Origin of the sequence: Pedobacter nototheniae (genome assembly GCF_004335085.1) — a bacterium.
Lineage (GTDB): Bacteria > Bacteroidota > Bacteroidia > Sphingobacteriales > Sphingobacteriaceae > Pedobacter > Pedobacter nototheniae.
Map to the genome: position 1 here is coordinate 270061 of NZ_RQRS01000001.1, position 17978 is coordinate 288038.

At 33.6% G+C, this 17978-nt stretch carries 17 protein-coding genes; 6 read left to right on the forward strand and 11 right to left on the reverse strand.

Features of this window, described 5'->3' with window-relative positions:
• Nucleotides 1-161: 161 nt before the first annotated feature.
• Together EHC72_RS01205 and EHC72_RS01210 are read left to right on the forward strand one after the other, a co-directional pair.
• Nucleotides 162-1445 (forward strand): DUF5690 family protein, encoded by a 1284-nt coding sequence (locus tag EHC72_RS01205; protein ID WP_131535652.1) that lies wholly within the window; start codon nucleotides 162-164, stop codon nucleotides 1443-1445.
• A gap of 44 nt (nucleotides 1446-1489) precedes the next feature.
• Entirely contained in the window at nucleotides 1490-2176 is a 687-nt protein-coding gene (locus tag EHC72_RS01210; RefSeq protein ID WP_131535653.1) for a phosphonatase-like hydrolase, read from the forward strand.
• 130 nt (nucleotides 2177-2306) lie between these two features.
• On the opposite strand, the gene EHC72_RS01215 is transcribed toward EHC72_RS01210, so the two are convergent.
• Nucleotides 2307-2999: a L,D-transpeptidase family protein gene (locus EHC72_RS01215; protein ID WP_131535654.1), complete on the reverse strand. Its 693-nt coding sequence runs from the start codon at nucleotides 2997-2999 to the stop codon at nucleotides 2307-2309.
• A 192-nt stretch (nucleotides 3000-3191) separates the two neighbouring features.
• Between EHC72_RS01215 and EHC72_RS01220 the strand changes: the two genes are divergently transcribed.
• Together EHC72_RS01220 and EHC72_RS01225 are read left to right on the forward strand one after the other, a co-directional pair.
• The gene (locus tag EHC72_RS01220) at nucleotides 3192-5276 is read left to right on the forward strand and encodes a hypothetical protein (protein WP_131535655.1); all 2085 of its coding nucleotides are present in this window, start codon (nucleotides 3192-3194) and stop codon (nucleotides 5274-5276) included.
• A 12-nt stretch (nucleotides 5277-5288) separates the two neighbouring features.
• Complete coding sequence (locus EHC72_RS01225; protein ID WP_131535656.1) at nucleotides 5289-5900, forward strand: trimeric intracellular cation channel family protein; 612 nt, start codon at nucleotides 5289-5291, stop codon at nucleotides 5898-5900.
• Nucleotides 5901-5943: 43 nt separating this feature from the next.
• Here EHC72_RS01225 and EHC72_RS01230 read toward each other — a convergent pair whose 3' ends face one another.
• Entirely contained in the window at nucleotides 5944-6240 is a 297-nt protein-coding gene (locus EHC72_RS01230) for an FtsB family cell division protein (protein ID WP_131535657.1), read from the reverse strand.
• Nucleotides 6241-6372: 132 nt separating this feature from the next.
• Nucleotides 6373-7668 (reverse strand): phosphopyruvate hydratase, encoded by a 1296-nt coding sequence (gene eno / locus EHC72_RS01235; RefSeq protein WP_131535658.1) that lies wholly within the window; start codon nucleotides 7666-7668, stop codon nucleotides 6373-6375.
• Nucleotides 7669-7998: 330 nt separating this feature from the next.
• On the opposite strand from eno, the gene EHC72_RS01240 reads away from it, so the two are divergent.
• Nucleotides 7999-8757: a hypothetical protein gene (locus tag EHC72_RS01240; protein ID WP_131535659.1), complete on the forward strand. Its 759-nt coding sequence runs from the start codon at nucleotides 7999-8001 to the stop codon at nucleotides 8755-8757.
• 203 nt (nucleotides 8758-8960) lie between these two features.
• Nucleotides 8961-11327 carry a mechanosensitive ion channel family protein gene (locus tag EHC72_RS01245; protein WP_131535660.1) on the forward strand — a complete coding sequence of 789 codons (2367 nt, stop codon included), beginning with the start codon at nucleotides 8961-8963 and terminating at the stop codon, nucleotides 11325-11327.
• Here the strand turns inward: EHC72_RS01245 and dacB are convergent, their stop codons facing one another.
• The 8 genes from dacB to EHC72_RS01285 form a co-directional block, all read right to left on the reverse strand.
• Nucleotides 11328-12737 carry a D-alanyl-D-alanine carboxypeptidase/D-alanyl-D-alanine endopeptidase gene (gene dacB, locus EHC72_RS01250; RefSeq protein WP_165585749.1) on the reverse strand — a complete coding sequence of 470 codons (1410 nt, stop codon included), beginning with the start codon at nucleotides 12735-12737 and terminating at the stop codon, nucleotides 11328-11330. It abuts the gene before it with no gap.
• Between the two features lie 21 nt (nucleotides 12738-12758).
• A complete protein-coding gene (locus EHC72_RS01255) occupies nucleotides 12759-13784 on the reverse strand; it encodes a DUF2931 family protein (RefSeq protein ID WP_131535661.1) in 1026 nt (341 codons plus the stop codon).
• Nucleotides 13785-13794: 10 nt separating this feature from the next.
• The gene (locus EHC72_RS01260) at nucleotides 13795-14070 is read right to left on the reverse strand and encodes a hypothetical protein (RefSeq protein WP_131535662.1); all 276 of its coding nucleotides are present in this window, start codon (nucleotides 14068-14070) and stop codon (nucleotides 13795-13797) included.
• 3 nt (nucleotides 14071-14073) lie between these two features.
• On the reverse strand, nucleotides 14074-14445 hold the full coding sequence (locus EHC72_RS01265; RefSeq protein WP_131535663.1) for a hypothetical protein: 372 nt from the start codon (nucleotides 14443-14445) through the stop codon (nucleotides 14074-14076).
• On the reverse strand, nucleotides 14429-14992 hold the full coding sequence (locus EHC72_RS01270; protein WP_131535664.1) for a LemA family protein: 564 nt from the start codon (nucleotides 14990-14992) through the stop codon (nucleotides 14429-14431). Before EHC72_RS01270 ends, EHC72_RS01265 begins: the two co-directional genes overlap by 17 nt.
• A gap of 5 nt (nucleotides 14993-14997) precedes the next feature.
• Complete coding sequence (locus EHC72_RS01275; protein WP_131535665.1) at nucleotides 14998-16044, reverse strand: hypothetical protein; 1047 nt, start codon at nucleotides 16042-16044, stop codon at nucleotides 14998-15000.
• Nucleotides 16045-16061: 17 nt separating this feature from the next.
• Nucleotides 16062-16868 carry a leucine-rich repeat domain-containing protein gene (locus tag EHC72_RS01280; protein ID WP_131535666.1) on the reverse strand — a complete coding sequence of 269 codons (807 nt, stop codon included), beginning with the start codon at nucleotides 16866-16868 and terminating at the stop codon, nucleotides 16062-16064.
• 111 nt (nucleotides 16869-16979) lie between these two features.
• Complete coding sequence (locus tag EHC72_RS01285) at nucleotides 16980-17969, reverse strand: aspartate-semialdehyde dehydrogenase (protein ID WP_131535667.1); 990 nt, start codon at nucleotides 17967-17969, stop codon at nucleotides 16980-16982.
• Nucleotides 17970-17978 lie beyond the last annotated feature (9 nt).

Genomic DNA, 17978 nt, shown 5'->3' on the forward strand with positions numbered 1-17978 from the left:
ATTAAGTAATATTGCCTTAATATTAATGGTCCATTTTTGAACCATCAACTACTTGCTCTTATCTTGATTACATTTTGGAAGCGATAAATTTTAGTTGTATCTACCAAATGCTAAGGCGTTTAAAAGACGGTGAAAATAGAAATTATTAATATCATAAATAAATGAAAAGTATTGCTAAGGCAGATAAAATATCTACCATTTGGATTATGATTGCAGTGTTTCTGTCTTATACCGGAATGTACGCTATCAGAAAATCATTTCTTGCTGGCCAGTATGCAGGTATTTATATTGGTTTCGGGCTTGATGCAAAAACTACGTTCGTAATTAGTCAGGTATTTGGTTACATGGTTTCGAAATTTATGGGGATCAAAATCATTTCAGAGATGCCAAAAAATAAGCGTATAACATGGCTACTTGGGCTTATAATTTTTGGACTTGCTATGTTAGGTTTATTTGCCATTTTGCCTGATAAATTAAAGATAATTGCCCTATTTTTTAATGGTTTGCCATTAGGAATTGTATTTGGTTTAGTTTTCTCTTTTATTGAGGGAAGAAGAAATACCGAATTATTGGCAGCAGCATTAAGTGCCACATTTATTTTTTCAACAGGTTTGGTAAAAACCGTTGGTTTAATTTTGATGCAAAATTTTGGCGTAACGGAGTTTAACATGCCTTTTTTAACTGGTATTGTGTTTTTACCAATTTTTATCGCATCGCTTTTAATGCTGAAACATGCTAAAATACCTGATGAAAAAGATGTCGCAGAACGAACCGTTCGGGTTCCAATGTATGGTAAAGACCGCATTGCTTTTTTAAAAGCGAATGGTTTAGGTTATTTTGGTTTAGTAGCGATTTATGTGTTGCTAACAATTATCCGTGATTTTAGGGATAACTTTATTGTTGATTTCTGGGCTGAACAAGGATTTTCCAAAGCGCCGCAATTAATAACTTTAACAGAGATTCCTATCGCTTTAATTGTTCTTGTTATTGCTGCTGCAGGCGTTCTCATCCGTAAAAATAAATTGGCCTTCAATTTTGGTATTTGGCTTTCTGTAGCTAGTGCAATGCTAATTTTACTTTCAACGCTTCTATATCAGCAAAGTACCATCAGCCCGGTTTTATGGATTATTACCAGTGGTATTGGTATTTATTTGCCTTACATTTTGTTCCATTGTTTATTATTTGAAAGGTTAATTGCATTGTTAAGTTATAAGGGGAATGTGGGCTTTTTGTTTTATCTAGCGGATGCCTTGGGCTATTTAGGTAGTGTTGGCGTACTAATTTTAAAAGAAATAATTGGCTTTAAGCAAACTTGGTCAAGCTTCTTTATATCATTAAACCATATTGCGGCAATGATAATGTTGGCCTTACTTATTTTGGTTCAGCTTTATTTTAATAAAAAAATACCGAAGAAAAAATTAAACGAATTAACTGTGGCCATTTAGGGCTTGAAAATATATTATTTAACTAATTTCCAATATAATAGCAAATGACAACAATTAAACTGGCGGTTTTTGACATGGCGGGTACTACCGTAAACGAAAACAATATTGTGTATAAAACCGTTCAAAGTGTAATAAAGGATGCGGGTTACGATTTAAGCTTAGATCAAGTACTTGAACATGGTGCAGGTAAAGAAAAATATAAAGCCATTACTGATATTTTAACAGCTTGCACAGATGCTAAAAACATAGAGAAAGTTGCCGATAAAGCATTTGAAAAATTTAAGCCAACATTGGCAGCAATTTATGACGATGCTAATATTGAAGGGTTCGATGGTGTTGAAGATTTTTTCGAACAGTTAAAAGCAAATGGAATACATGTTGTACTTAATACTGGTTATGATCTTCCAACGGCGCAAAAACTCCTTAAAAAGTTAAACTGGGAAGTGGGTAAACAAATCGATGGATTAATCACATCTGATGATGTAGTAAATGGAAGACCACATCCAGATATGATACAAAAGGCCATGGAAATGTTCGGAATTACCGATCCTGCATTGGTTTTAAAAGCAGGAGATTCAGAAATTGACATTATTGAAGGTAAAAATGCAAATTGTGGCTTAACCATTGGAGTGCTAAGCGGTGCGCAAACTAAAGAGCAATTAGAAATAGCTAAACCAGATCATATTTTAGAAAATTTAGTTGATTTGGCTCAGTTACTACAACTTAAATAACTTGAGTTTGGGATTTATATTATTGGCATTGAGGCTAGTTAATAAAAAGGCTGCTTTTTTGTCTAGCCAAACGGAGGTAAATACATAAATCATATTGATGACTGCAAAAAGCATATTAAATAACAATTTTTTAAGGTCTGTTATTAACATGTTTATTATAGGTGTTGTATAAACCTTCCCAAAAGCTTTTTTGCTGCGGATAAGCTTTAATATAGCGATCGAGGTTAGCTTTTGTCATTTTAAAAGGCATAATGGTCACGGGGATATCCTGCTGGCCATTATTTCTCGCTTCAACCGCAAGTACATAAACCTCCTTAATTTTTTCGTCGGTTAAGGGAATACAGCCCACAGTTACGCAATTTCCATGAATGTAAATATCTCCACCAGGCTTGCGGTCTTTTCCCGTTCTTGCTAAATCAGTTGCATTGGGATAATCGACGCCAAGAGAAAGATAAAAATTACTCATTGGGTTAAATACATTAACTTTATAAAACCCCTCGGGTGTTTGCCCATCGCCTTCAATAACTTTAGGACCTAATGTGCCAGAATGGGCACAAAAATCATAAGTTCTAAACAATTTATATTTCTTTTCGTTGCTGTTTTTTAACCAAATTTCCACCTTACCTTCTGCTTTATAGGCATTTATTGCCATGGAGAAATGATTCCCAAAGCCATCGTGCTTCAGAAATTTATTTAAATCTTCCCATTTTTCTTTATAAGCTGTTCTAACGCGTTCAAATTTAAGTTGTTGGGTTTTAAAATCATCCTGAGCTTTGGCGCCAACAGTAAATGCTAAAAGAAACATAAAATAAATTAATTTCATAGATTTTGGTTTGATTAAAGTTAGCTAATTTAAGAATTTTAGACTAAGGATTATATTCATTTCAACTCAAAAAATGTCAGATAATACGATTAAAGCTTTATAAATGAAATTGTAGTACTCCGAGAAAATTCTTTGTGCGCTTTGTGGCTAATAAACTTGAAAGTTTCTCTAAAATTATCATCTTTATAAATTATGAATGGCTTTTTTTCCGGTAATCTTATTTTATTTTTTCTGGGTTGTGTAGCGTTAGGCCTGTTATACGCATGGTTGCTTTATCGTGGCAATAAAAATCTCGATAAAAAACTTCAATACATTCTAGCAACTTTAAGAGTAATTGTGGTTTCTGCGATTGCGTGGTTACTTTTTGCACCCTTAATTAAAACATTAAATTATACGTTAGATAAACCAATTATTATTATCGGACAAGATAATTCCTTATCTGTAGGGCAGATAAAAGCTGCAGGCTTTGATCAGAAGCTATATGAACAAAATTTAAAAAAATTGCAGAATAAGCTTGCCGATAAATATGAAGTTAAAACCTATAACTTTTCTGATTCCGTTGCCGAGGGTTTTGACTTTAAAAACCAAGGGAAATTAACAGATGTTTCAGCATTTTTTCAGAAAGTTAAAGATGAATATACCAATAGAAATGTTGGTGCAATTATACTCGCTACCGATGGAATATTTAATCGTGGAGGAAATCCACTTTATACCATCAGTCAAATTAATGCCCCTATTTATACCATTGCTTTAGGCGATAGTATTCCAAAAAGAGATGTATTAATTGCGAATGTTAATTACAATAATATCGTTTATTTAGATGACGATTTTAACATTGAAGTGCAAGTACAAGCTTATCAGAGCAATGGCGAAAGTACTAATTTAACTGTTACTCAAAATGGGAGCAAAGTTATCCAACAAAATTTAAGCATCAATGCTAATAACTTCGTAAAAACAATTTCATTAAAATTACATGCAGGCAAAATTGGAATACAAAAGTATACCGTGCAGCTTGGTGCTTTACAAAATGAAATTACAACTAAAAACAACAGCCAATCTTTTTATATTGAGGTTATTGACGGGCGCCAAAAGGTACTTCTTGCTGCTGCTGCCCCACATCCTGATTTAAGTGTTTTAAAAGAAGCAATATCTCTTAATAAACATTACGAGGCTAAATTAGTTCTCGCTGATGATTTGAATGCTATAGACCCTGCCAATTTCGATCTGGTTGTTTTATATCAGTTGCCCGATGCTCAAAATTTATATAAAAGCTTTTTACAAAAACTTACAGCGTCAAACAAACCTATTTGGTACATTTTGGGTGCTCAAAGCAATATAAATGTATTTAATCAAATTCAAAATCAAGTTAATTTATCTTCTTCAAATGGTTCGTTACAAGAGGTTTATCCTGATATTGCCAATGGATTTACTGTTTTTAACTTATCAGAAGAAGATAAGAAGCTATTTTTAACTTTCGATCCTTTATTAATGCCATTTGGTAGGTTATCGGTTAATGCCAATGCAACACCAGTATTTAATCAACGCATTGGCAAAGTTAGCACGCAATCTCCATTACTATTTTTTACTGCAGAGAATGGATTAAAAGCTGGTTATTTAGTAGGAGAGGGTTTATGGCGATGGAAATTATCGGAAGCAGAAAACGAGGCTCCAAAATCTGTTTTAAATGATTTAATTTCCAATGCCATTCAATATCTTTCCGTGAAGGATGATAAACGCAGATTTAAAGTTTTTACTTCAAAGTCAGCTTATGATGAAAATGAAAGTATCCAATTTAATGGAACCCTTTATAACGAAAGCTATCAACCAATAAATGAGCCTGAAGTGAATTTACAGCTTAAAAATGAAGCTGGTAAAGTTTTTAGCTATACTTTTTCTAAAACGGAAAGCGGTTATCGGCTTGATGCAGGATCCATGCCAGCGGGAAATTATACTTATAATGCCAATACTACTTTGGGTGGTAAAAAGTTTACCGCAAACGGAAGTTTTTATATCAATGCATTAATTGCTGAGTATCAACAAACCACAGCTAACCACCAGTTGCTTAATACAATTGCTACGCAAAGTAATGGTAAATTATTTATGCCTGCCAATTTATTGAATATAGCGGATGAGATTTTAAAGAACGAAAATATAAAAACAGTAAGTTATGAGGATCGCCGTTACGACGAATTAATTAATATGAAATGGTTATTCGGATTAATATTAATTTTGCTCGGTACAGAGTGGTTTTTACGGAAAAGAAATGGAGAATTATAATCTTCTAACCAAATGGATATTAGTACAACAGAAACAATTGAGGTTTTAGGAACCATATCTTTTGCCATATCGGGTACTTTTGCGGCTATGCAAAAACGGCTTGATCCTTTTGGCGTGCTTATTATTGCATTTGTAACCTCTATTGGTGGCGGTACCGTTCGAGATTTGCTTTTAGGTGATACACCTGTAGCCTGGATGCGAGATGTAAGAATCTGTTTATTAATTTTGTTTACCTCAATTGCCACCATATTTTTTAAAACTCACATCAAGAAATTTAAAGTGACTCTTTTCCTTTTTGATAGTTTAGGTTTAGGTCTTTTTACCATGTTAGGCTTGCAAAAGGGAATTGCTTTTGGCCTTAGTCCAGGTATTTGTGTGGCTTTAGGAACTATTACAGGTTGTTTTGGTGGTATTATCAGAGATACTCTACTAAATACTATTCCTCTAATTTTTAGAAAAGAAATATATGCAACTGCCTGTATTTTAGGTGGAATCCTTTATTTTATATTGATTCAGTTTTCGCTTAGTGTAGTTGTTGCAAAGCTAATTGTGATTGCCTTTATATTTGTAATCAGAATATTGGTTGTGAGGTATAAACTTACACTTCCTAAATTTGTTTATTGAGTAAAAAAGCTTAAATCAAGTACTTAGAGAACGAATAAGAGATTTATTTCTTCTCTTCGTGGATAATTACATAAACATCTTCATTATCTTTTTTCATGAAGTATTTTTCACGAGCAAACTTTTCTGCAGTATTTAGATTGGTATTTAACTCATTTAAATCTTTTTTAACCTGAGCGGTTTCCTTCTCGAAATATTCTTTTTCTTCTTGAAGCTTATTCGCCTGGCTACGATACTCATATTGAGAAAGCATATCATTCTTATCGAAAAATAGCATCCACACGATAAAGGCAATGGTTGCCAGGAAATACTTATTGCGGAAAAGGTCTATTAATCGTTTCATAATCTGAAATATGAGTCTGGATATATGCAAATGGCATGCAAAACCCTTCCGCAAATATAGTATTAAAATAAAAACATCCGAAGATTTAAAATCTCCGGATGTTTTACAAATAAGTTTTTCAACTTATTAACACTATTTTTTAGCGTATTTGAAGTTTTTTCCGATGAAACGAGCATTTTCACCTAATTCTTCTTCAATACGTAGTAATTGATTATATTTTGCAATCCTATCAGAACGTGATGCAGAACCAGTTTTAATTTGACCACAGTTTAAAGCAACAGCTAAATCAGCGATGGTAACATCTTCTGTTTCGCCAGAACGGTGACTCATTACCGAAGTATAACCGTTAGTTTGAGCCAAAGTTACTGCGTTAATCGTTTCAGTTAATGAACCGATTTGGTTTACCTTAACTAAAATTGAGTTAGCTGTATCTTCGTCAATACCACGCTGTAAACGAGTTACATTGGTTACAAATAAATCATCACCAACTAATTGAACGCGATCGCCAATTTTTTCAGTTAATAATTTCCATCCAGCCCAGTCATTTTCGTCCATACCATCTTCAATAGAAATAATTGGATATTTAGCTGATAAATCTGCTAAGTATTGAGCCTGCTCTTCGCTTGAACGAATGGCACCTTTATCGCCTTCAAATTTAGTATAATCGTATTTACCATCTTTGTAAAACTCAGATGAAGCACAATCTAAAGCTAAACAAATTTGAGAACCTGGTTTATAACCTGCTTTTTCAATGGCTTTTAATACAGTTTCAATTGCATCTTCAGTACCTTCAAAAGTAGGGGCAAAACCACCTTCATCGCCTACAGCAGTAGATAAGCCTCTATCGTGAAGAATATTTTTTAAGTTATGGAAAACTTCTGTACCCCAACGTAATGCTTCAGAGAAAGATGGAGCACCAACTGGCATAATCATAAATTCCTGGAAAGCAATAGGCGCATCAGAGTGAGAACCACCGTTAATGATGTTCATCATCGGAATTGGTAATGTATTTGCATTAACACCACCAATATAACGATATAAAGGTTGTCCAATTTCATCAGCAGCAGCTTTAGCAACCGCTAAAGAAACACCTAAAATAGCATTAGCACCTAAGTTACCTTTGTTTTCAGTACCATCAAGATCTAACATAATTTTGTCAATCGCGTTTTGCTCAAAAACATCAACACCTCTTAATGCCGAAGCAATTTTAGTATTTACATTTTCTACCGCTTTTAAAACGCCTTTACCTAAATATGTAGATTTATCTCCATCACGTAATTCAACAGCTTCGTATTGACCAGTAGATGCTCCACTTGGTACAGCAGCGCGACCGAAGGCTCCTGCTTCTGTTAATACTTCTACTTCTACTGTTGGATTGCCTCTCGAATCGAGAATTTGTCTGGCATGGACACTAATTATTATGCTCATTTTATTTGATTTTTGTTGATTTTTTATTCTGCTTAGTGTAAAAAGTACAATTACTAAGCTTAACATCAAAGTTAATATATTTTTTAAATAAATAAAGAGTTAAACGGCTTAATATTACATTAGTAATTCGGGTTTAATTTGCAGTTAATCTTAAGTTAATATTTATGCATCTCCCTCTGTACTACCTTAGCTTTAAATTTATAACAGCCTACTTTTTGGTTTATAGAAGTCCTTTTTTATAAGTTACGCTGTGCAGCTGTTCAATGGAAAATAAATTTTATAATTTTATTTTAGTTAATGTTATCTTGTATTTCATTTAGATCCGTTAAGGTGAATAAAAAGGTAGGCATTAGCGCAGCATCGATTTTAATTATTGTTTTGGCAATAGGCAGAATGTTTATTTCTGATCAAAAGGAAAAAATAGAAGCGGAGAATAATAAATTAATGGCTGGCATTAGAAAAGCTTACTTAATTAAAAAACAACGGTCCGATTTCTCAATAGACAGTCTTTTAAAGCTTCAGGGGAAAATATACCTTTATACCAATGATCGTGAAGCTCAATTAGCTTGGGCTCCTAACCTGGAAAACTACAGTTATACTTCAACTAAGGCGATGATTTCTGATGCGATAATGGCAGAAAAATTTGTGAATAAAAAAGATTCTCTTGGGTTTTTATTGCTTTTAAAAACAGGAAGTAATGCTATTTATCCAGTTAATAAAGGCATAATGTTAAACCAAGCAAATAAAAAAATATGGTTTGTTGGTTTAGATTATAAAAATAAAACACCCGATACGGCAAAAACCTCATTAAGTAAACAGCCTTTCTTCACCAATTGGGGGATAGGTTTTAACGATGTTGAGCAGGTAAATACAAAAATGCTGAGCAACGGATATACATTAGGAAGTGCTTTTTTGGCTAAGAATAGCAAAAGTTTCTTTTTTTACATGGTGGGTTATGATCAAGATAATCACCAAATTGGGATAGATTCACTAGGATTTGTAAAAGCAACAAAAGTCTTTTCCAACCTGCTGGAACGAGAAGGAGTTAAAACCAATAACTTTGTTATAAAAGCGTTTAATCACAGGTGATGAGTTTATAAATGGATTAAATCATCAGTATTATCAATTACAATGTTATTGGGTTCTTATCATTAAACGCTCTATATAATGACCTCGACTAAATGTTAAAATATAGATTTAGTCGTTTATAAATTCTAATTTTGTATTCCCTATTGAGTACAAACCCATTGCACAACATTACTACGTTTTATTTTTTTTAGTTTACAATTTACATGGTTTTAAAAGGTCTTTTGAAAAATGGTATTCGCAATTTTCTTTGCGTATTATTATTGTTGTCGGTTTTGCAAGTATCTGCACAACATAAAGTCAACCCGAAAGCCAAAGTTGAAACTAAAGATATAGACGAAAGTGAGGTGCCCGTTTTAGTCAATAAAATTGAAACTTATAATTTCATAATAGATCGGAATAAATTTTTGTTGCAACGCGGTTATGATGTAAGTAAAATTGAAAAGGCGCTACCTGATATAGAAAAGAAAGTAAAAGGATTTAAGGCGAGGTTTGAAAAGAGCGGTCAGCAAATGAATTTGCGCAGCCTAAATAGTGCGGTTATTTTATTGAGCGAAGTTTCTGATAACTTAGCCGATTATAAAACAATTCTTTCTGGCTATACCGCCGAACTTGCAAAAAGCAAAGCTGATTTAAAGAAAATTATCAATGATGCAGGCTTAAAAGTTGCCGTAGAAGATTCTACTTTAAGAACCCAACTAACGGATGTAATTAACGAAGGCAGAAACGCAAACCTGTTGGAAAATAAAACCCTAACCAAGATAAATCTCTTAAGTAGCCGGATTTCTGTAAATCTGTTGCAAACAAAAAACCTTTCTTCTGATATGCTTTATCTATCCATCTCGAAGAAAATTAATATGTGGTCGCAAGAAGAATCTCCTTTATTTAAAGCGAAAAGCAGCGAGTACGAGAGCTCATTTCTTGAAGTAATATTTAAAGCTTTAGACCGATCCTGGAAAATAATTCTAATTTATCTCTCGGCTAAAATCGGCATAATTGTACTTAGCTTGTTCATTTTTATTGTTGTAACCGGTTGGATGGTTTCTAACATGCGCAGGATAAAGAAAATGGAAGATGCTGAAAGCATTTTGGTACAGGTTAAATTCCTAAAGAGAAGTGTTATTATAGCTTCTTTAATGGGCTTTTTTACTTATATCCCTTTTCTATTTGCAAACCCAACGATGTCACTGCTCCATACTTTTGAAGTTTTCAGACTGGCTGCTTTATGTTTTCTTCTTCCACCGTTTTTAACAAAAGAAGCAAGAATATTATGGTTTAGCTTAAGTGGTTTGTGGGTTTTTTATGCGTTGGATGATGTTCTTTTAGATTCGGCTTTTGGCGAACGTTGGTGTTTATTTATAGCTGGGGTTATGCTCCTGGTGTTATGTATTCAAATTTTAAGGAAACGGACGCTGCTTTTTGTGCAATTAGAACCATCGCCCGCTACAAAGGCTTTGATTATTTTTACGATAGTTCAAGTTGTACTATCTATCTTTTTTAATTTAACAGGGCGTGTTTCCTTAGCCAAGATTTTTGGCGTAAGTGCCATTCAATGTTTAATGTTGGGTATTACCCTAAAAGTATTTTGTACGATGGTTTTAGAAGCTATTTACCTGCAAACCGAAGCTTATCAATCCAGTCGTTTTTCCGATTTCATCAACTTTAAAGAGTTACAACACCGTTTTCAAACCTATTTATGGGTTATTGCTTCTTTGGTATTCTTTATTTCCTTTGTTAGAAACATCACTCTATACGATTTATTAACCAACTCTGCTTCGCAGTTTTTTTACGAAACCAGAAGCATCGGAAGTTATAAATTCACTTTTGCCAGCATTGCCATATTCATCTGTATTATCTGGTTATCTTCTATCATATCGAGTTTTATTAGCTTTTTCTTTGGTCATGAAAAAGCTGTGGCTGGTGGCAAAAGAAATAGCTTAAATTCTATGATGTTGCTTATTCGTCTCGCCATTTGGACTGTGGGATTTTTAATTGCCGTTGCAGCGGCAGGCATCCCTATCGACAGGCTTTCTATTATGTTGGGTGCTTTAGGTGTTGGTATAGGTTTTGGCTTGCAAAATATTGTAAACAATTTGGTGTCTGGTGTTATTCTGGCTTTTGAGCGTCCAATCCAAATTGGCGATCAGATAGAAATTGGAACAAAGGCTGGAGTTGTGAAAGAAATTGGAGTTCGATCTAGCAAAATTCATAGTGCCGAAGGTTCGGATATTATTGTACCCAATGGAGATTTACTTTCGCAGCACTTAATCAACTGGACAATGCAGGATCGTAGTAAACGGGTAGAATTTACTGTTGGTGTACCGTACGATACGAATTTAGAAGCGGCCAGAAAATTAATTTCAGATAAACTGGCGCTTAATGAAAGAGTATTACCGATGCCTAAACCTGTTATTATTTTACAAGATTTTGGGGAATATGCAATCGGAATTAGGGTTTTATTGTGGGTTGCAGATTTAAGCGTAGCTGGCGAAGTTAGAACAGAAGCTATGATTGATGTTAAATCTGTTTTATCTGAAGCAGGAATTCAACTGCAAGTAAGACCACTGAGCTAACTATTTCAATTCATCTAAAACCCTAAATAATTTTTTATTAATGCCGCTTCCGCTATAATTATTAATGTTAATTACGATTACATATTTATTTCCAGCGGCATCGGTATGGTATCCTGCAAAGGCAGAAACATCGTTTATAGTTCCACTCTTGATCTTCATGCCATTATATTCCGGTAGGGCTTTATAGTAATCAGGATACCAGCTTTCTTTCTGAATTTGGAATAAAATATTTGCCATTGCCGCGGTTGTAACTCTATCGCCTGGTGATAAACCACTGCCATCAATAATATTTAATGCGCTTTTATCAATGCCTTTGTTGCTCCAGAAATTAATTTCTGTTTCAGCTCCTTTAGCAGTTGTAGCGGGTTTGCCAGCTTTTAAAGCAATGGTTTTTAAAAGCGTTTCTCCATATAAATTGATGCTTTTCTTCAAAAACCAAAAAGTTATTTCGCTTAAAGTAGGGGAGTTAATGGTACTTATTTTTTGAGCAATAGCAGGAACAGCCTGATTATTTAAGGCGAGTAATCTTGCAGTTGTAGCTTGCTGACTGATGCTAATACCCAAACGTTTTAAAGTGTCTTGTAAGCGATAAGCGCAATCAAAAGCAGGGTCTGGCAAGGCGATCGAAATTCCAGATTTACCAATGCCCATGCCCCAGCTGCCACGCAGGTAAGCAACATTGCTATAAGGAGGGAAAAAAGCATATGCATTATCACCAGAACCTGAACTGCCGGTTTTTAGTTCATTTACAATTTTTACATAAGGTGTTTCGGGTACTGTTTTTATAATGCTGACGGCATCACCAGTACTATTTCCTGGTTTTAGGTGTATATCGAACTGATTTTCTCTCCATGCCAAACCAGAAGTTCCTGCGCCGTAGTAATTTCCAATATCCTGCCAAACCCAACCTTCGGGCGTAGTTTGTGTACCGAAAATACTGTCATCACCAATTACAGAGCCTTCAATTTTTTTTATTCCAGCAGCTTTAATAGCTGTAACCCATTGATTTAAAACTGCATTTTCTTTATTCTGATAACGCGAAGAACCAAGCGTAGGATCGCCACTACCGCCTATAATTAAATTACCTTTTAAGGTGCCATCTGCTGTAATATTTCCTGAATAAGCTAAAGTAGTTTGAAACTGAAAATCCTTTCCTAAAATGCTAAAAGCAGTTGCAGCAGTAATGGTTTTTAGTGTTGAAGCTGTGGCTAAGCCAATTTCTTCGTTTTTTGCAAAAAGTATTTTACCCGTATTTGCATCTAATACGCAAAGCGAAGTGATTGCATGTTTAGTTTGTTCATCAGCGAGCAAGCGATTAAAAGCACTTTCTAATTTTTGAATCCTATTTTGTGAAAAAACTGCGGTATTGAGCAATAAAAATAGAAGTACTATAACTTTTTTTGGTATCATATTTTAAAATCTAAGGATAAATTATTCATCCTCCTTTTTTGGCGTACGGTCGTAAATTTGAAATTGATCATAGGCATAATGAAGCTCTATAATCGTATTTCCTTTTTTCAAACTCGTAACAACTTTATCGTTTTTATCATTCACCGTAATTAGCAAAATCGGTTCGGAATTTCCTGGTAAAGATTGCAGTTTTTTAAAAGCCGACAAAATTTCTTCGTCTTTAAAATACCATTGCACCCAATATTCTTTTTCTTTAGTGCCCCAAGTAAAATCTATTTCTTTAGGGATATTTTTGAAAGTGGGTATATTTCGGGGCTTTTCTTTATCTAATTCCCACCTTACCTGATTAAATGGATCAATTGTTAGCGCTTTCAAGGAATCAGGCAGTAGAAATTTTACCGAGTGAGGATATTCTTCCATTACCAGTGCTGTTTGAGTTGCAATATTTACTTTTTCCGTATTATTTCCATAATTACTGTTAAAAATTTCCCAGGTTTTATTTACAGGTTTGGCCTGATGCTTTCCAATTTCGATGTATTTATCCAAATCACTTAACCAAGTTGTTATCTTCCCACCAGGCAATACTTCAGCAAAAAAATACAATTGAATTTTATCTGGATTGGCCCTCGCATATTCTATGTTGTAGGATTTTGTGGTGTTTCGGAGTTGCCTTGCAAGATCATTAATAAGTTTATAAGGCAATAAAAATTTACCACCATAAAATTTACGTTCAGTATAAGAATACCAACAAATATCCAAGCTATCGGGATAAAAGGCTTTTTCGAGTCCTTTTTCAGTATAATTTATATCTTCCCGACCGGTATTTAATATTTTAGTTTTATTAATCTCATAGTTCCAGTTATTTGCGTAAAAAAAAGTACAATTAGCCACCTGTATTGTGTTCCCTGGCTTAGTATAAACACCGCTAGACCATTCAAACCTATCACCGGCCCTATAATTCTTCATTTTAACAATATTGGCGATGATAATAATGCCTAAAATAGCTGCTAAAACTACATTGATAATATTTTCTCTTTCTTTAAACATAGGATAAATATTAATGTAAGTAGGCGCCAGCCATGCCAGCTAGGTAAACAAGTCCTATCATGGATAACACAAAAATCAAGCTCCAGATAATTAATACAATTTTGAAAACTTTGCGGTAAACCGTGTTCTTATTGCTAAAGAAAAAAATAAATATCAATAGTACTTCTATCGCAATCGGAATGGCAAAATACGGAGTTGTTTCTGATGGATGTTCCCCCTGATTGTAGAAGATTAAAATGCCAATGGCAATTCCAAAAAGCAGGAGTAAAGTTACAGGAACTTTCATAGGCTAGGATTTTCTATCAAAACTATAAAACCATTTTTTTAGCATTTGATAATTTAAAGTAGTAAATATGGAAATGCCAGCGAAAATGGTAATCCATATATAAATAATTTTAACGCCTGAGACATCATTTGCTAAAACCTTAAATAGAATAGTTGGGACTATGGCAACTAAAAAACAAATTCCTAATGATAACATTATGGGGTTTAAAAATTTACTTACTAAAATTGCAAGACCAATTTTTCTCAATATGATGGCAATAAGGATCATGGCCATTATTCCGAAAATTATTCCAGCGAAACCATAAATTAACACCAGATCTGGGTTTTTATTAATTTGATTTTCGTAACCAAAAAACTGCTCAAAGTTGAATGCCATTGTATTCTTTTTGTTCTGGTGTAACAATAAATAATGGTTTTGCCTGATATGCTAATGCTTTAGCTAAAATAATATTTGGAAATTCTTGAATACCTATATTGTAAAGATTTACGCTATCATTAAAAAATTCTCTTCTATCGGCAATTTTATCTTCCAATTGAGATACCCTTTTTTGCAACTCCAGAAAATTACTATTCGATAATAAAGCGGGATAATTTTCTGAAACGGCAAAAAGTGATTTCATAGCTTTAGAGAATTCCACAGAGTTTTCTATTTTTTCGTCTATTGATTTCGCATTTAAAAAATCCGTTCTCAATTTCGTTAAATTAGTAAGTAAGGTTGTTTCATGCTCCATAAATTTACTTGCTACTTTAACCAATTCTGGAATTTCTCCTGCTCGTTGCATCAAAATTACATCGATGTTCATAAACGCTTTTTCAACATTATTTTTAAGCATTACCAACTTATTGTAAATGCCAATGAAATAGCTAAAGAAGATTATAATGAGTAAAACTCCAACGATTAGTGCAATATTTTGTGCGCTCATTTTATTTAATTTAGAATAATGTAAATGATAATTAAAGTTATAAAAAACAAAGTAGTTAAAAATGAAGTCAGTAATGGGCTAAATTTATTTCGTAAAGCCACCTCCCGTGGAATAGCAGCCCCAAAAACTTTATGATAGTCATCCTTTTTAATAATAGTTTCTCCATTGTTTGAATCTGCATAGCCAATTAGGAAGATATAATCATCGTTTTTTAAATAAGTTTCTGAGTAGCGCTTGCTACCACTCTCGTACTGTCGATCAATTTTGCTGATGTAATATTCAAGCCCTTCACCATCCACATTTACAGTTCCAGTTTCATCTTTTATTTTAAAAGGATTTGTTTTACATTCCGAAAAAATCGTTCTCCAGCTGCTTTTCCCATCTTTATCTCTAGTTTCTTGTTCAATGCGCAGCGAATAACCGATACATGATTCCTGAAAATGCGGTGAGATTAAAGGCTCTATTACAACCAAATCTCCAATTACTTCCACAACTCCCATAGCCACAGCATTCATTTTTGATGTTGGCAAAATAGCCTGAAGTTTATAGAAATTTGTTTTTCGAGATGGAAAGAATATGGCATCTAAAACAACTAAAACAGGAATAATAATCAGCAATAGAGATAATTTCTCAATGCTGGCTAACCATAATCCCAAAGCTATAATTGCAAAAGCAGCCATACCGCCTAAAAATCTTCTTAATCGACTCTTTTTGGGGATATTATATTTAGTGTTAAACTTTTCTTGCTCTATTTTATCCTTTTTACCTTCCGTTATTCCGGCATAAATCATCCCGATAAAAGCAGAAATAAATACAGTGGCGAATAATATAACTATTGCAAGGAAAGCATAACCAGGTTGTTTAATAAAAAGTAAACAAACAAATAATGGGTTAGTTAAAAAGAAAATCCATTTTGGGCGTAGATTAAGATCATAAAGACCCGAAAATATTAAAGTGTGAAAAAGAGCAATGCCACAGCTAAAAGCCATTAAAAAAACCAACATTGGGTAATCTACCTGCTGCTTATTAAAGAAATCAAAAAACTCGTTCATCAGTTAAAGTATTAAAGTTAAGAACGAAAAATAAGGTCAACCTCTGGTGAAAACATTTTTCTTATTGCGGCTCTTTGCTGGTCGGATATTGGATTGTTTGAAAGTTTAATGGTAAATAAATTCTTCATCCTGCTGATCTCAAAAGGCAATTCTGTTAATTGATTATTGCTTAAATCTAAAGATTTTAAGTTTTTAAAATCCAAAATTTCGTAAGGAAAACTGCTTATATTTTTATTAGATAAGTTTAAAATATATACATCCTCTGGTTTTAACTTTGCTTCTTCAAGGGTTTTAAATTCAACCAATTGCGCTTGCATTTTTTTCTGATTTCCTATAAAAAGACCTATAGTTGCTAAAATGAGAACTGCGAGGAAAAATATACATAAAAAAACTGCCCACATTGGAGCGTCGTCTTTTTCATGCGTAAACATTCTTAAGTAAACGAAATAGGCCATTCCTCCAACTAAAATTAGAAATAAGCCACCAAAAATGATGTATAGAATGTAGCGTCCAACTTTCCATAATATTTTATAGTTTTTGCTTTTTGCCACGTAAATAATAGCTGCAATAAGTATAATCCAAAAAATAGCAACAATAATCTGAATTTTTAAATTGCCAGTTTCGAAAAATTGAAAGCTAATCATCACTGGAAATAGGATCATAAACCCTATTATTAAACTTACAAAGCCAATAGAGATGCATCCAGGGTTTTCTGTTTTGTCTTTTTTTAACCATCTGTAGGCCAAAAAAATGGAAATAATTATAGTTCCAAAAAACAGGTATCCAGCTGGTGTTATTGAGTAGAGGAGCGGAGTAAAACTCATTATTTAATTAAGATTTTTCTATTTCAAAATATTTGGTGAAGTATAAAGATATGATAACAAAAAAAAAGTGATGCTGTTTGAGCATCACTTTTTTTTATTAAGAATTATTTGTTAAACTAATTCTTTCTGCAATAAATATTCGGCAATTTGAACCGCATTGGTAGCTGCACCTTTACGCAAATTATCAGCAACAATCCAAAGGTTTAAAGCTTTAGGGTGCGATTCATCTCTGCGGATACGACCAACAAAAACTTCGTCTTTTTCGTGTGCATCTTTAGGCATTGGATATTTTAAGTTTGCAACATCATCCACTACGATAATACCAGGTGCTTTTTCTAAAATACTACGTACTTCAGCTAAATCGAAATCATTTTCAAACTCGATGTTTACAGATTCTGAGTGGCCACCCATTACCGGAATACGAACAGTTGTAGCCGTAACTTTAATGCTATCATCGCTCATAATTTTATTGGTTTCCTTAACCATTTTCATTTCTTCCTTAGTATAGCCGTTTTCGGTAAAAACATCGATGTGAGGCAATACATTCAAATCAATTTCATATGGATAAGCTTTAGGTCCATCAATACCTTTACGCTCGTTCATTAATTGCTCAACAGCTTTAACGCCTGTTCCAGTAACAGATTGATACGTAGAAACAATTACACGCTTAATTTTATATTTATCGTGTAAAGGCTTTAAAACCACAACCATTTGAATGGTAGAGCAATTTGGATTCGCAATAATTTTATTATCAATAGAAAGTTCGTGTGCATTAACTTCAGGAACAATCAATTTAATTGAAGGATCCATACGCCATGCCGATGAATTATCAATTACGGTAGTTCCAGCTTCTTTGAAACGAGGAGCATGCTCTAAAGAAGTAGAACCTCCAGCAGAGAACAAAGCGATATCTGGTTTCATGCTAATGGCAGTATCCATGCTAACGATTGGGAACTTCTTACCCTTAAAAGTAATTTCCTTACCAACGCTCTTTTCTGATGCTACGGGAATTAACTCTGTTAAAGGGAAATTTCTTTCCTCCAATACTTTTAACATAACGGTACCAACCAAACCGGTTGCACCTACTACTGCTACTTTCATTTTTAAGTT